15 protein-coding genes are annotated in these 13,172 nt (G+C 32.6%); 6 read left to right on the top strand and 9 right to left on the bottom strand.

Features of this window, described 5'->3' with window-relative positions:
- Positions 1-206: 206 nt before the first annotated feature.
- From AC1Q5Z_RS03520 to rpsF, 4 genes are all read right to left on the bottom strand, one after another.
- Complete coding sequence (locus AC1Q5Z_RS03520; protein WP_492443824.1) at positions 207-680, bottom strand: DUF6495 family protein; 474 nt, start codon at positions 678-680, stop codon at positions 207-209.
- A 132-nt stretch (positions 681-812) separates the two neighbouring features.
- Positions 813-1,253, bottom strand: a complete 441-nt coding sequence (rplI, locus tag AC1Q5Z_RS03515; RefSeq protein ID WP_198856110.1) for a 50S ribosomal protein L9 — start codon at positions 1,251-1,253, stop codon at positions 813-815.
- Positions 1,254-1,319: 66 nt separating this feature from the next.
- Positions 1,320-1,616, bottom strand: coding sequence for a 30S ribosomal protein S18 (gene rpsR / locus AC1Q5Z_RS03510; RefSeq protein WP_002987043.1), 297 nt, complete (start codon positions 1,614-1,616; stop codon positions 1,320-1,322).
- A gap of 5 nt (positions 1,617-1,621) precedes the next feature.
- Complete coding sequence (rpsF, locus tag AC1Q5Z_RS03505; protein WP_068842999.1) at positions 1,622-1,963, bottom strand: 30S ribosomal protein S6; 342 nt, start codon at positions 1,961-1,963, stop codon at positions 1,622-1,624.
- 177 nt (positions 1,964-2,140) lie between these two features.
- Here rpsF and AC1Q5Z_RS03500 point away from each other — a divergent pair, with 177 nt between their 5' ends.
- On the top strand, positions 2,141-2,839 hold the full coding sequence (locus tag AC1Q5Z_RS03500) for a LytR/AlgR family response regulator transcription factor (RefSeq protein WP_008463025.1): 699 nt from the start codon (positions 2,141-2,143) through the stop codon (positions 2,837-2,839).
- A 9-nt stretch (positions 2,840-2,848) separates the two neighbouring features.
- Here AC1Q5Z_RS03500 and priA read toward each other — a convergent pair whose 3' ends face one another.
- The 5 genes from priA to nadC all read right to left on the bottom strand — a co-directional run bounded on the left by priA (position 2,849) and on the right by nadC (position 8,393).
- Positions 2,849-5,299, bottom strand: a complete 2,451-nt coding sequence (gene priA / locus AC1Q5Z_RS03495; protein ID WP_492443823.1) for a replication restart helicase PriA — start codon at positions 5,297-5,299, stop codon at positions 2,849-2,851.
- A 24-nt stretch (positions 5,300-5,323) separates the two neighbouring features.
- On the bottom strand, positions 5,324-6,082 hold the full coding sequence (gene bla-B1-FLAV / locus AC1Q5Z_RS03490; protein WP_492443822.1) for a subclass B1 metallo-beta-lactamase: 759 nt from the start codon (positions 6,080-6,082) through the stop codon (positions 5,324-5,326).
- 10 nt (positions 6,083-6,092) lie between these two features.
- A complete protein-coding gene (locus AC1Q5Z_RS03485) occupies positions 6,093-6,521 on the bottom strand; it encodes a DUF2147 domain-containing protein (protein WP_198856113.1) in 429 nt (142 codons plus the stop codon).
- A gap of 1 nt (position 6,522) precedes the next feature.
- Positions 6,523-7,446, bottom strand: a complete 924-nt coding sequence (locus AC1Q5Z_RS03480; protein ID WP_198856114.1) for a YihY/virulence factor BrkB family protein — start codon at positions 7,444-7,446, stop codon at positions 6,523-6,525.
- Positions 7,447-7,535: 89 nt separating this feature from the next.
- Positions 7,536-8,393 carry a carboxylating nicotinate-nucleotide diphosphorylase gene (gene nadC / locus AC1Q5Z_RS03475; protein ID WP_198856115.1) on the bottom strand — a complete coding sequence of 286 codons (858 nt, stop codon included), beginning with the start codon at positions 8,391-8,393 and terminating at the stop codon, positions 7,536-7,538.
- Between the two features lie 204 nt (positions 8,394-8,597).
- Between nadC and AC1Q5Z_RS03470 the strand changes: the two genes are divergently transcribed.
- From AC1Q5Z_RS03470 to AC1Q5Z_RS03450, 5 genes are all read left to right on the top strand, one after another.
- A complete protein-coding gene (locus AC1Q5Z_RS03470; protein WP_492443821.1) occupies positions 8,598-9,698 on the top strand; it encodes a DNA alkylation repair protein in 1,101 nt (366 codons plus the stop codon).
- Between the two features lie 251 nt (positions 9,699-9,949).
- Positions 9,950-10,831 (top strand): pirin family protein, encoded by an 882-nt coding sequence (locus AC1Q5Z_RS03465; protein ID WP_343588831.1) that lies wholly within the window; start codon positions 9,950-9,952, stop codon positions 10,829-10,831.
- Positions 10,832-10,833: 2 nt separating this feature from the next.
- Entirely contained in the window at positions 10,834-11,229 is a 396-nt protein-coding gene (locus AC1Q5Z_RS03460) for an OsmC family protein (RefSeq protein WP_198856118.1), read from the top strand.
- Between the two features lie 5 nt (positions 11,230-11,234).
- Complete coding sequence (locus AC1Q5Z_RS03455; RefSeq protein ID WP_343588833.1) at positions 11,235-11,519, top strand: GNAT family N-acetyltransferase; 285 nt, start codon at positions 11,235-11,237, stop codon at positions 11,517-11,519.
- Positions 11,520-11,730: 211 nt separating this feature from the next.
- Positions 11,731-13,143 (top strand): adenosine deaminase, encoded by a 1,413-nt coding sequence (locus tag AC1Q5Z_RS03450; RefSeq protein ID WP_343588834.1) that lies wholly within the window; start codon positions 11,731-11,733, stop codon positions 13,141-13,143.
- Positions 13,144-13,172 lie beyond the last annotated feature (29 nt).

Genomic DNA, 13,172 nt, shown 5'->3' with positions numbered 1-13,172 from the left:
ATCGATAAAATTATCCGTAATTAAGACCAAATGCAGAAAAATTATTTCACAGAATGTAAGATTTAGGAAATTTTAGAAAATTCTAAAAAAACAAGTAGAAGTACGGGGTTGAAATTCTTAAAAAAATTAAACAAAAGTTAAAAAAAAGCATAAAGCGGGCAATTATAGAATAATTGCCCGCTTTATTACAAACTTAAAAACTTACTTTAAGATTCTATAATTGTATTAATTTGATTAAATAACTGTCCATCGCTTAAAAAAGCACCTTGTTTAATCAATTCAAAAATCGAGGAATTTCGTTCATCTGTAAATACTTTTTTCCCTACTTTCATTTCGATATTTTCTGTAAACATATTATCACTTAACCATTGAAGTCCGTCTTTTGTCAAAAAGTCAACCTCTGGAGAAAATGTTTTCAAAACAATTGACTTAATGTAAGTGTCGAAACAATGAAATAGAAAAATATGGTTCTTAGAAAAATGTTCTAAATATTCGGCTCTCGACAAAACACCTTCCCAAATCAGATCTGAAAAAACATCAAGTTCCTGTTCTGCAACTTCTGGTTTATTGACCTTAAGCTCTTCCCACTCTTTTCTATCTATTGCTTGTGTTGCCAAAAAACTTGCAAATTCTGCATGTAATTCGTCAAACTGCTCTTTTGTTAATCTTGCGTACTTCATTTTTAATTGATGCTTTATACATTACTATTATGAGCTTTAAACAAACTTTTGAGCTCAATAATATTGCTTCTATCTTTATTAAACAAAAAAATCCCGATTTTCATCGGGATTTTTGTATAGATTTAAAAACTATTACTTTTCAGCAACAATTTCGTAAGCTAATTCAACGATTACATCTCTGTGTAAACGAACTGTAGCATTGTATTTACCTAAACGTTTTACAACACCGCTAGTGATGAATTTTCTATCGATAGCGTTACCAGATTTCTCTAAAGCTTCAGCGATATCGATGTTAGTGATAGAACCAAAAAGTTTCTCTCCACCAGCTTTTGCAGATAATTTAATTTCAAGAGCTTTTAATGTTTCAGCTAATGCTTTAGCATCAGCAACAATTTTAGCTTCTTTATGTGCTCTTTGTTTTAGGTTTTCAGCTAAAACTTTTTTAGCAGAAGGAGTAGCTAAAGTAGCGAATCCTTGAGGAATTAAAAAGTTACGTCCGTAACCAGGTTTTACAGATACTACATCATCTTTAAATCCTAAGTTCTGTACGTCTTGTTTTAAAATAATTTCCATGTTGTTGTCCTTAAATTTTAGAAGTTAGGTTCTGCATAACAGAAACCAGCGACTAGAGTTTTTATACTATTTTAATAAATCGGCCACGTATGGCATTAAAGCTAAGTGACGAGCTCTTTTTACAGCTACAGAAACTTTTCTTTGGTATTTTAATGAAGTTCCAGTTAAACGACGAGGAAGAATTTTTCCTTGCTCATTAACGAATTTCAATAAGAAATCAGCATCTTTATAATCGATGTATTTGATTCCTGATTTTTTGAAACGACAATACTTTTTAGTTTTGTTAGTTTCAATGTTTAAAGGCGTTAAATATCTGATATCTCCGTCTTTTTTTCCTTTTGCAGATTGTTCGATTGTAGACATAATAATTACGCTTTAGTAGATTTTAATTTTGCTCTTCTTCTCTCAGCCCATGAAATAGCATGTTTATCTAAACTTACAGTTAAGAAACGCATAACTCTTTCATCACGTCTGAATTCAGTTTCAAAAGCTAAAAGAACTTCTCCAGCTACTTTGAATTCGAATAAATGGTAAAAACCACTTTTTTTGTTTTGGATTTCGTAAGCCATTTTTTTAAGACCCCAATCCTCTTTCGATACCATTTCAGCTCCTCTACTAGTAAGAAATTCTTCAAATTTCGTTACTGTTTCCTTCACCTGAACCTCAGATAAAACGGGATTTAAAATGAAAACAGTTTCATAATGATTCATAAATAAAAAATTTATTTGTTAAAATTGGGTGCAAAAGTAAGCATTAAATTCATATATCCAACATTTTTTTTCTTTTATTCGTCATAATGCAAAAAAGATGCCTCAACCTTAGTTTTTTTTACAAAAAAATAATACATTTACTACTGCTATCCTGAATTTATTCTAAATTTAAATGTTATGAAACTAAACTGTGTTGTTGTAGATGATAGTTCTATACAAAGGACAATTATTGCCAAATTGGTAAATAATCACCCAGGCTTGCATTTAATCGGGGATTTTTCTAATGCAATTGAAGCAAAAAGTTGTATCTCATTAAATAATATCGACTTAATTTTTCTTGATATAGAAATGCCAGTTATTAACGGATTTGATTTTCTTGACGGATTAAAATCAAAACCGCAAATTATATTTATTACTTCTAAAGCCGAATATGCCCTTAAAGCTTTCGACTACGACGCTACCGACTATCTTCAAAAACCAATTGCAGTTGACCGTTTTAACGCCTCTGTAAAAAGGGCAATCGATATGCATTTGCTAAAAAAGGATATCAAAGAAGAAGAAGGCGAACATATTTTCATCAAAAGTAATCTAAAAAAACTAAAAATCTTCACTTCAAAAATAAAATGGATCGAAGCTTTTGGAGATTACGTAAGAGTAGTAACCGAAGACGACAGCAATCTGGTTCTATCTACTATGAAATCTTTCGAAAATGATTTATCGAAAGACAAATTTATCCGTGTTCATAAATCGTACATCATCAATATAGATAAGGTAGAACGCTTTAACAGCAAATTTGCCGAAATTGGAATCACAAAAATACCTTTAAGCCGTAATAAAAAAGAAGATCTTGTAAAAGCACTTTCAACCTCTTCTTAAATTACTGTTTTAATAAAAATCTACATTAATCACAACTTTTATAGCTCTGTATTGAGCCACAGCTTCAAAACTATTCAGCATTTTCTGAATAGTTTTTTTTGTGTTTCCTAAATGATGTTCTTGCGGAATTTTAACTAAAATAGTTCTAATGTATTCGTTTCGGATCCTACTTATTGCAGGCTCTTCTGGGCCTAAAACTGGCATCCCTAAGTTTTGACTTAAAACCTGATACAGCCACATAGCTCCTTCTTTCAATTTATCAAAATCTTTGTGCTTTAGCGTAAGCTTAATAATCCTAAAATAAGGCGGATATCTATAGATTTGCCTATCATACAATTGTTCTTTATACATACCCATATAATTATGATTTGTAACTTGCTGAATTGTATTATGATTCGGATTATACGTTTGAATTACAACCTTTCCTTGTTTTTCTGATCTTCCTGCTCTTCCTGCAACTTGTGTCATCATTTGAAAACTGCGCTCAAAAGCTCTAAAATCTGGATGGTGAAGCATATTATCGGCATTCATAATTCCCACCAAACCTACATTATCAAAATCAAGTCCTTTGGCTAACATTTGTGTGCCTACCAAAATGTCAATTTCACGATTTTTAAATGTATCAATTATCTTTTCAAAACCAAATTTACCTCTAGTAGTATCTTGATCCATTCTAGAAGTTTTTGCTTTTGGAAAAAGAGAAGCCAACTCCTGCTCTATTTGCTCGGTTCCAAATCCTTTTGTCGTTAAATCTATACTAGAGCAACTATGGCAATTTGTAGGCTTTGCAATTGAGTAGCCACAATAATGACATCGCAACCGATTTTTATGCTTATGATAAGTCAAACTTACATCGCACTGCTGGCAATGCGGAACATGACCGCAAGTCATACACTCTATTATGGGCGAATATCCTCTTCTATTTTGAAATAAAATAACCTGCTCACCCAATGACAAAGATTCTGCAATTTCTTCAATTAAAAGATCGCTAAAATGCCCTGTCATTTTTTTTCTGAAATGCTTGTCTTTTAAATCGACTAAAAGCACTTCAGGCAAACGCACATTTTTATAACGTTCAGAAAGCGTTACCAATCCATATTTATCGTTTTGTGTATTAAAATAGGTTTCAATACTTGGAGTCGCAGAACCCAACAACACTTTAGCTTTATGGAAATTAGCCAAAACAATTGCAGCGTCTCTAGCATGGTATCTAGGCGCAGGATCAGTTTGTTTAAAAGTCTGCTCGTGCTCTTCGTCAACAATCAGTAATCCTAATTTATTAAAAGGTAAAAACAAAGCAGATCTTGCACCTATCACAATTTGCGCTTTTGGCGAATTCTCGAGCGTTTGTCTCCAAACCTCTACTCTTTCATTATTGCTATATTTAGAATGAAAAACAGCTACTTTATCTCCAAAATGAAGACGCAATCTAGAAACCAACTGAGTAGTAAGTGCAATTTCTGGAAGCAGATATAAAACCTGTTTATCAGTATGCAAATACTCTTCTATCAGCTTAATATAAATCTCTGTTTTTCCACTTGAAGTCACACCATGAAGTAAACAGACTTCTTTCTCTAAAAAACTATCTTTTATAGCCAAAAAAGCATTCTCTTGAGCTTTGCTCAACTGCAATTCTTTATCCGATATTTCTCCACTAAATGTAACACGATCATGCTGTAAATAATATTCTTCAAATATTTCTTTTTCAATTAGAGCCTTTACAACTGCAGCTGTTACATTTGAAACTTCTGTAAGTTTTTTGACCGTAATTGGCTTTCTCTCTGAAGCATTCAACTGAAAATAAGTCAAAACAATTTCTTTCTGCTTATTAGCAGTTTTCAATACTTCGAGCAATTCAGCCAAACCATTATCTGATTCGTATTTTGAATGCAATTTTACATATCGCACCAACTTTGGTTTATATGTTTCTTTTATTTCTTCATCCAAAAAAATAATATCCCTAGCAATCAGCTTTTGAAGCACCGGAAGTATATTTTTTTTATTTAAAATTGAAGCAATTTCTTGAACCTTTAATGAACTCTGATGTTGCAAAGCCTCATAAATCAAAAATTCATCATCAGAAAGTTCGCTGTCGTTTACTACCACATCAGGTTTATGCGAAATAATGGTTTCACTCTCCAGTAATAATCCGCTTGGAAATGCACCTCGATATACGTCTCCAATACCACACATATAATAATTAGCTACCCAAAGCCAGTGTTTAATCTGAATTTCGGTTGCAATTGGTTTTTCATCCAAAATCTGATGAATTTCTTTCGCTTCATACAATGTTGGAGCATTTTCATGAACATCCAAAACAAGTGCTGTATAAATTTTACTTTTGCCAAATGGCACAGCAACCCGCATTCCTTTTTTAATGAAATGAAACTCGGCTTCAGAAACTCGGTATGTAAATGTCTTAGCTAAAGAAAGCGGTAAAATGACCTCGATGAAATGCATGGATTTTTTTTATATGTCAGCAAGTTATTTCTGACCTGATTTAGGAGAAGTATTATTTGAAAGATTATAATCCTGAATCAGCTTTAAAGTATGATTGATAGATTTATTGCTTGTTCCGCCGTCATGTCCGGGAATAATATAATGAGGATTCTTAAATTTTGACTGAACTTTTTTAATCGATTTTTGCCATTCTTTAACATCTGCATCGCCTAAATATCCAAGATTTTCAGCTTCAACACTTTTTATAAAACACCCACCATAAAGAATTTTCTCTTTTCCGAACCAAACTACAATATTATCTGGCGCATGGCCTTTACCAGGATAATACACTTCAAATTTGTATTGTCCAACTGTAAAAATTGTGTCATTCGGAGTTATAAATTCAGATCTGGGTTCGTTGTTCTTTTTCAAAATATCATCTGTCAGCTTAATAGAGTACGTTTTGATTCCCTTTTTTTTATAAAAATCAAATCCACCCGCACGATCGTCATGTGAGTGCGTTCCAAAAAGCATAACAACTTCTTTATTATGTTTTGATTTTATACTATCCAATAAAGGCTGAAACTGTTTTTTATCCCATGGCGCATCAAAAAGAACAACTCCTTTATCTGTAACAACATACATGGCATTGGCAGAAATCTTTGTTCCTTTATAATCGCTAAAAGTCTTATAAACATAAAAGTCACCCGTAAGATGACTTATTTGTAATGGCGAATTCTTAGATTGTCCAAAGCTGTTTGAAACTATAACTAAGAATAAAATTATCGAAGCTAATTTTCGCATTAGATTTTAATTAATTTTTTACCCTTGTCCAGTATTGCGTTCTACCCATTAAAGATATACCAACATACCCTCGAAGTTTTAGTTTATCGGCAGATTCTAATGAAATATAACATTTGTATTTTTTACCGCTTGTAGGATCTAAGATAGTGCCTCCATTATATTCATCACCATCTTTTTTTAAACCATTTATAATTACCATCCCTAAAATTGGCTTGTTTTTTTCAGCTCCTTCACACTTTACGCAGACATCTTTTTTATGGCTATCACGAAGTATATCTACTACTTTACCATATAATTTCCCTGATTTTTCGTAAATCTCTACGATCGATTTTGCTTCCCCTGTTTCATCATCAATTGTTTTCCATTTCCCAATTACACTTTGGCTTTGCATGGTTAACGCAAAGAAAAAAACACCGATTGTTAACATCCAATTTTTCATACTAGTAAGTTTTTTTTTGTTTTAATTTTCTGATAGAAGCGTTTAGTTCGAACCCTAAAAGCAGTATCATACAGTTTATCCAAATATAAAACATTAGAATTAATAATGTCCCAATTGAACCATAAAGTTCGTTATATTTTGAAAATTTTATAACCCAAATCCCAAAAAAGAACGAAGATATAACAATTAGGATCGTTGTAAAAACAGAACCAATGCTTATAAAAGACACTTTATTGTACTGTTTTGTACCATAACGCAATAATATTGAAGATGTTATCAAAATCATTAAAATAACAAACAAGTATCTTCCTAAGATGATCAACGGAATTCGATCACTCAATACATCCTGAATGATTGTTTTCTGAATAAAAACCTCAAAAACGACAATTGTTGCCACTGTTACAAACAAAATAACTGTCATAACAAGAGAAATTGCCAACGCAACAAGATACTGTTTAAAAAAACCGCGTTTATCAAAAACATGTTTAGAAGATTCAAAACCGCTCAAAATGCCATTTATACCATTTGCCATTAAGAAAATAGAAAGCAGGAAACCTGACGATAATAAACCCGAGTGACTATTATTTAAAATATCACTAATGATTTTACTAATCGCATCAAAAGTATTTGGCGGAACGCTTTGCTGAACGAACTGCAAGAAATCTTCCTGAAAATTATCTATCGGAATAAATGGAATTAAGTTTAAGATAAACAGTGCAAAAGGAAATAAAGCCATAAAAAAGCTAAAAGAAACCGCACTGGCATGATACGAAAATGCACCTTCAATAATTCCTAAGGTATACATTTCTAGCAAATCATACAGCGAAAAACCTTCTAGCCAAGGCAGTTTTATTCTTTTAAAAAGTCGGGCTACATTGCGTATAACAGGCAATTTCTCAATCCGATCTTCTATCTCCTGCGACATATTTTTAGATTTTAGATTTCTGAGTTTAGTCCCTCTATCGAGATAGATTTACAAAACTCATAACTTATAACTCAAAATTTATAACTTCGTTAAAAAGCTTTCAAACTCAAATCCATATTATAAACAGAATGCGTTAAAGCACCAGACGAAATATAATCTACACCGCATAAAGCATATTCACGAACTGTTTTTTCACTGATATTCCCTGAAGATTCAGTCTGGCATTTTGTACCAATTAATTCAACGGCCGTTTTAGTATCTTCATAATTAAAGTTATCAATCAGAATTCTATGAACTCCATCGCTCAATAAAATCTCTCTAATTTCATCTAGATTGCGAGCTTCAACAATAATTTTTAAATCCAAATTATTTTCCTCTAAATATTCTTTTGTTTTAGAAATCGCACGAGTAATTCCGCCTGCAAAATCAATATGATTGTCTTTTAACATAATCATATCATATAAAGCATAACGGTGATTCTCGCCACCTCCAATTTTTACAGCCCATTTTTCTGCCGCTCTAAAATTTGGAGTCGTTTTACGTGTATCTAAAATCTTTGTATTTGTTCCTTCCAAAAGATCCATTAAATGACTTGTTTTTGTAGCAATTGCAGACATTCTCTGCATGGTATTCAAAACAACTCTTTCAGCTTTTAAAATAGATTGTGAGCTTCCAGAAACTTCAAAAACAACTTCTCCGTATTCTACATGCGTTCCATCTTCAATAAAAGTTTTCACTTTCAATTTTGGATCCACATGTGCAAATATCATTTTTGCCAATTCTACACCAGCAATTATTCCTTGATCTTTTACCAACAATTTAGCTTGACCGTGAGCTGTATCTGGTATACAAGCCAGCGAACTATAATCGCCTGGTCCAACATCTTCTCTTATGGCGTTACTAATCAAAAGTTGTAATTCTGCTTGAAATTGTGCTTCGCTTATCATTTTTCTATTTTTAATAATATGCTAAATTAGGATATATTTTATGGATTTGAAAGTTACTGCACCATGAAAAATTACATAAAACATTAAATATCTCTTTTTTAACTATTAAGATATTCAGAAAAATAAAGTTACAATTCTTAACAAAACTTAATCTCTTAATAAGAGCTCAATTAAATATCTTTGAAGTTTATTCAAGCAAAAATCATGGGATTAATTAAAGATATTTACTCGGTTTCTTTTTACGAAAAATTTGGTCAGGCTGTCGCCGAAGTACATCCTTCATTCAACAAACAAAAATTTATTGATGCCATTTACGAAGGCGATTTTGTACAGAAAGAATGGAAAGACCGCATGAAACATACTACAGTTGTACTTCACCAATTTATGCCTCAGAATTTTGTAGAAGCCACTGCTTTAATTGATGAAATCATTGAAAACTTAAAGAAAAATAGTTTTACTGATGGCAATCTGGCTTTCATTTTCTTTGCCGATTATATCGAAATGTACGGTTTAGACGATTTTGAAACTTCCGTAAAGGCCTTTATTTCTATAACACAATTTATAAGCTGCGAGTTTGCCGTTCGCCCCTTTATTTTAAAATATAAAGAAAGAATGATCAACGAAATGATTAAATGGTCTTTGCACAAAAATCATCATGTACGAAGATTAGCTAGCGAAGGTTCAAGACCCAGATTGCCTTGGGCAATGGCGATTCCGTTTCTAAAAAAAGACCCAACTTCTATTCTTCCGATTTTAGAAAATTTAAAAAATGATCCTTCAGAATATGTTCGCAGAAGTGTTGCCAATAATTTGAATGATATTGTAAAAGATAATCCTGAGATTGTACTCGAAATCGCTTCAAGATGGAAAGGCCACAGCAAAGAAACAGACGGAATTATAAAACACGGTTGCCGAACTTTATTAAAACAAGGACATCCTGAAATTTTAAGTCATTATGGTTTAGAAAGCACCAATATCGAGCTTTCATCTTTCGAAATCAAAACGCCAACTGTAAAAATTGGAGATTATCTGCAGTTTCATTTTCATTTAAATAATAAAAACGAAGAACCAAAAAAAGTTCGTTTAGAATATGCTGTCCATTACAAAAAAGCAAAAGGACATTTGGCTAAAAAAGTCTTTAAAATCAGTGAGAAAGTTTATCATCCGAATCAATTAACCAAGATTGAAAGAAATCAGTCTTTTAAATTGATAACGACTCGAGTTTTTCATACCGGAATTCATCAATTGTCGATTATAATTAATGGAACCGAAAGTGAAGTTTTGGAGTTTGAGCTGATTGATTAAACAGAATATCTTTAGTGTTGTCAGACTGAGCGAAGTCGAAGTCTCGCAAAGTGATTCAGCATGCGGAACTTCGACTTCGCTCAGTCTGACAAAAATACACTTCACTTTACAATAACAAAAATGAAATAAATTATTCGGAGGTTTTCCTTACTTTTATAATTCAAAAATCCAAAAAAAACTTTTCTTAATCTAAATTAAGTTACAGATTTCTATCACCACTGTAATTTTGTTTTCAAATAAAATAATACCACATGTCAAACATCAGTTTAATCATCGAAGAACGTGCAGCCAATATTGGCAATTTTATGGTAGGAAGATTATTGCCTTTCCGTGAAAAAAGAGCCGTTGGACCATTTGTATTTATCGATCATATGGGGCCTGCGCATTTAAGTGACCATGAAAATATGGATGTTCCTCCGCACCCGCATATCGGACTTTCAACACTAACTTTTTTATTTGAAGGAAGCATTATGCACCGCGATAGTTTAGGAACCGAATTAGAAATAAAGCCAGGCGCTGTAAACTGGATGACAGCCGGAAAAGGAATTGTTCACTCAGAAAGAACTCCAGAATATTTGAGACATTCAGATAAAATGCTTCACGGTTTGCAGATTTGGGTTGCTCTTCCTAAAGAATTAGAGCAAATGGAACCTAATTTCACACACGTTGAAGCAGATGATATTCCTGCTTGGGAAGAAAATGGAGTTTCGTTCAAATTGATTGCTGGTGAAGCTTTTGGAAAAAAATCTCCAGTTCCTGTTTATAGTCCATTATACTTTATTGAAATTAAAAGCAAAGAGGCTCAAAAAATTAATATCGGAAAAGATTTGTTTGGCGAAAGCGGTTTATATATTTTGGAGGGAAGCATCAAAAATGGCGAACATACATACGATCCAAGACAAATTTTAATTACAACTGAAGCCTCTCTTTGCGAGTTCGAAATTGCTGCAAACTCTACAGTTTATATTTTTGGAGGAGAGCCATTTCCTGAAGAACATTTCATCTTTTGGAACTTTGTTTCTTCTGACAAAAACCTCATCGAAAAAGCAAAAATTGACTGGACAAACCAGACTTTTCCAAAAGTTCCTGGAGAAACCGAATTTGTACCATTGCCTGAACCAAGAATTAGATAATTATGAATACAATAGCAGCAAAAATAGATACGCGTTTGTATCGCACCGAAATAACATCTGCCAGCGGAAATGTAGTAATTGCAGATGAACCACAGGAAATGGGTGGCAAAAATTTAGGATTCAGTCCGTCAGAACTTTTAGCTTCGTCATTAGCCTCTTGCACACTGATTACATTAAGAATGTACATCAATAGAAAGCAATGGAATGTTGAAGAAATCAATATAAAAGTCGATTTTGAAAGAGATTCAGAACAAAACGTATCTCTTTTTACCCGAAAAATAGAAATCATTGGCGAAGTTGACGAAAAACAAAGACAGCGCCTAGAAACGATTGCAAATAGCTGTCCGATTCATAAAACATTAACACATTCAATCGAAATCAAAACCACATTATTTTAATCATCATGGAAATTCAACAAATAAACGATACAAGAAGAGGCTATTTTGAAGCTGTAGAAGACGGAAAAGAAGCTGGAAAAATGACTTATACTTGGGCAGGAGACTCTAAATTTATTATTGACCATACAGAAGTAAGTCCAGATTTTAATGGAAAAGGTGTTGGCAAAAAATTAGTTATTGCAGCCGTAGATTATGCCAGAGCAAATAATGTAAAAATTATTCCTCTTTGTCCTTTCGCAAAAAGCGTTTTTGATAAAGTTCCTGAAATACATGATGTACTTTTTTCTTAAAAGGTTCTAAGTTTTTTTAACCGCAAAGCGCGCAAAGAATAACGCAAAGTTCGCAAAGTTTTTAGACAAAGCTTTGCGAACTTTGCGTTTATACTAAGTCAAGTAAATAACAAAACCTTGCGCTCTTTGCGGTAAAAATTCAAGATAACGAAATTCGATTTTCAAAATTCTCCGAAAACTCGTATATTTGCGCGTAATTTAATCTTAGAGTATGACAAGAATAATTACGCTTTTCTGTATTTTTATAGCACAAATCGGCTTTTCTCAATCGGCTGAGAGTTATTTAGAAAAAATCAGAAATAATGAAGCTCTCTTAACAGCTTTTTTTCAACAAATGCCTAAAGGAGGCGATTTGCACCACCATTTTTCAGGATCAATTTATGCAGAACCTCTTTTAGAAAGAGCGATTGCTGAAGACTTTTATTTGAATCTAGAAACCATGGCAGTTTCTAAAACCAAACCTGAAAAAGGAAATTGGGAAAACTTTTCATCTCTTAAAAATAAAGGGAAATTAGATTACTATCAGCAACAAGTTATGCAAACTTGGTCTATTAAAGATTATAATGGCTCCGTTCCTTCTGATGATCAATTCTTTGATTCTTTTATGAAATTTGAACCAACTATTGCAGGTCATTTTGCAGAAGGAATGCTCGAATTAAAAAAGCGTGCGATTTCAGAAAATGTGCTTTATATTGAAACGCAATTATCGACAATTCCGTGCGATATGAATATTTCAGATTTAACCGATTTCAATTCAAAATTACGCAAAGCCGCAGAACAGAAAGATGAAAAAGCTGTTACGAAACTTTTAGATGAATTGTATAAATCATTTCAGAAAAAAGATGCTAAAAAATATGCTTTAGATTTCAATAATAATTTCATTGCAAAACTGCATAAAGACTTAAAAATAGATGACGATAAATTTACGATGCGTTATCAAAACTTTGTGCTTCGTTTTATGGATCCTGTTGATTTATTTAAAAATCTGACAATAGCTTTTATCTCTGCAAACGAAAGTAAATTGGTTGCTGGCGTAAACATTGTTTCTCCAGAGCATGGCGAAAATTCTATGAAAGATTACTGGCTTCATATGGTAATGTTTAAATATTGCCACTCTAAATTTTCAGACGTAAAATATACGCTTCATGCAGGTGAATTGACTTTAGGTTTAGTCCAGCCGGAAGAATTGACTTGGCACATCAACGATGCAATTTATGTTGCAGGCGCAAACAGGATTGGTCACGGAGTTGATATTGCGTATGAGGCAAATTCATATGATTTATTAAAATATATGTCGAAAAACAACATTCCGATTGAGATCAATTTAGCGAGCAATGAATTCATTTTGAAAGTAAAAGAAAACAGACATCCGTTTACACTTTACAAAGAATTTAATGTGCCAATTGTGATCAGTACAGACGACGCCGGAATTCTAAGAAGCAGTATGACAGAACAGTATGTTTTATTGGCAAAAAGATACCCTGACGTGAATTACGAAACGATTAAAAAATACGTTTACAATAGCATTAATTACAGTTTCATTCAAGATGCATCAGTTAAAAAACAATTAATCAAAGATTTAGACAACCGTTTTAAAACTTTTGAAACGAAGTTTAACAACTAAACGAAACCCGACAGGTTTTAAAAACCTGT

The organism is Flavobacterium sp. GW823-FHT06G12 (assembly GCF_058794775.1).
This window is presented reverse-complemented; position numbering and strand designations above follow the sequence as displayed.

Excerpts from the sequence above, each read along its gene's own strand:
- AC1Q5Z_RS03520 (WP_492443824.1), bottom strand. The coding sequence starts at position 680 with ATGAAGTACGCAAGATTAACAAAAGAGCAGTTTGACGAATTACATGCA.
- rplI (WP_198856110.1), bottom strand. The coding sequence starts at position 1,253 with ATGGAAATTATTTTAAAACAAGACGTACAGAACTTAGGATTTAAAGAT.
- rpsR (WP_002987043.1), bottom strand. The coding sequence starts at position 1,616 with ATGTCTACAATCGAACAATCTGCAAAAGGAAAAAAAGACGGAGATATC.
- rpsF (WP_068842999.1), bottom strand. The coding sequence starts at position 1,963 with ATGAATCATTATGAAACTGTTTTCATTTTAAATCCCGTTTTATCTGAG.
- AC1Q5Z_RS03500 (WP_008463025.1), top strand. The coding sequence starts at position 2,141 with ATGAAACTAAACTGTGTTGTTGTAGATGATAGTTCTATACAAAGGACA.
- priA (WP_492443823.1), bottom strand. The coding sequence starts at position 5,299 with ATGCATTTCATCGAGGTCATTTTACCGCTTTCTTTAGCTAAGACATTT.
- bla-B1-FLAV (WP_492443822.1), bottom strand. The coding sequence starts at position 6,082 with ATGCGAAAATTAGCTTCGATAATTTTATTCTTAGTTATAGTTTCAAAC.
- AC1Q5Z_RS03485 (WP_198856113.1), bottom strand. The coding sequence starts at position 6,521 with ATGAAAAATTGGATGTTAACAATCGGTGTTTTTTTCTTTGCGTTAACC.
- AC1Q5Z_RS03480 (WP_198856114.1), bottom strand. The coding sequence starts at position 7,446 with ATGTCGCAGGAGATAGAAGATCGGATTGAGAAATTGCCTGTTATACGC.
- nadC (WP_198856115.1), bottom strand. The coding sequence starts at position 8,393 with ATGATAAGCGAAGCACAATTTCAAGCAGAATTACAACTTTTGATTAGT.
- AC1Q5Z_RS03470 (WP_492443821.1), top strand. The coding sequence starts at position 8,598 with ATGGGATTAATTAAAGATATTTACTCGGTTTCTTTTTACGAAAAATTT.
- AC1Q5Z_RS03465 (WP_343588831.1), top strand. The coding sequence starts at position 9,950 with ATGTCAAACATCAGTTTAATCATCGAAGAACGTGCAGCCAATATTGGC.
- AC1Q5Z_RS03460 (WP_198856118.1), top strand. The coding sequence starts at position 10,834 with ATGAATACAATAGCAGCAAAAATAGATACGCGTTTGTATCGCACCGAA.
- AC1Q5Z_RS03455 (WP_343588833.1), top strand. The coding sequence starts at position 11,235 with ATGGAAATTCAACAAATAAACGATACAAGAAGAGGCTATTTTGAAGCT.
- AC1Q5Z_RS03450 (WP_343588834.1), top strand. The coding sequence starts at position 11,731 with ATGACAAGAATAATTACGCTTTTCTGTATTTTTATAGCACAAATCGGC.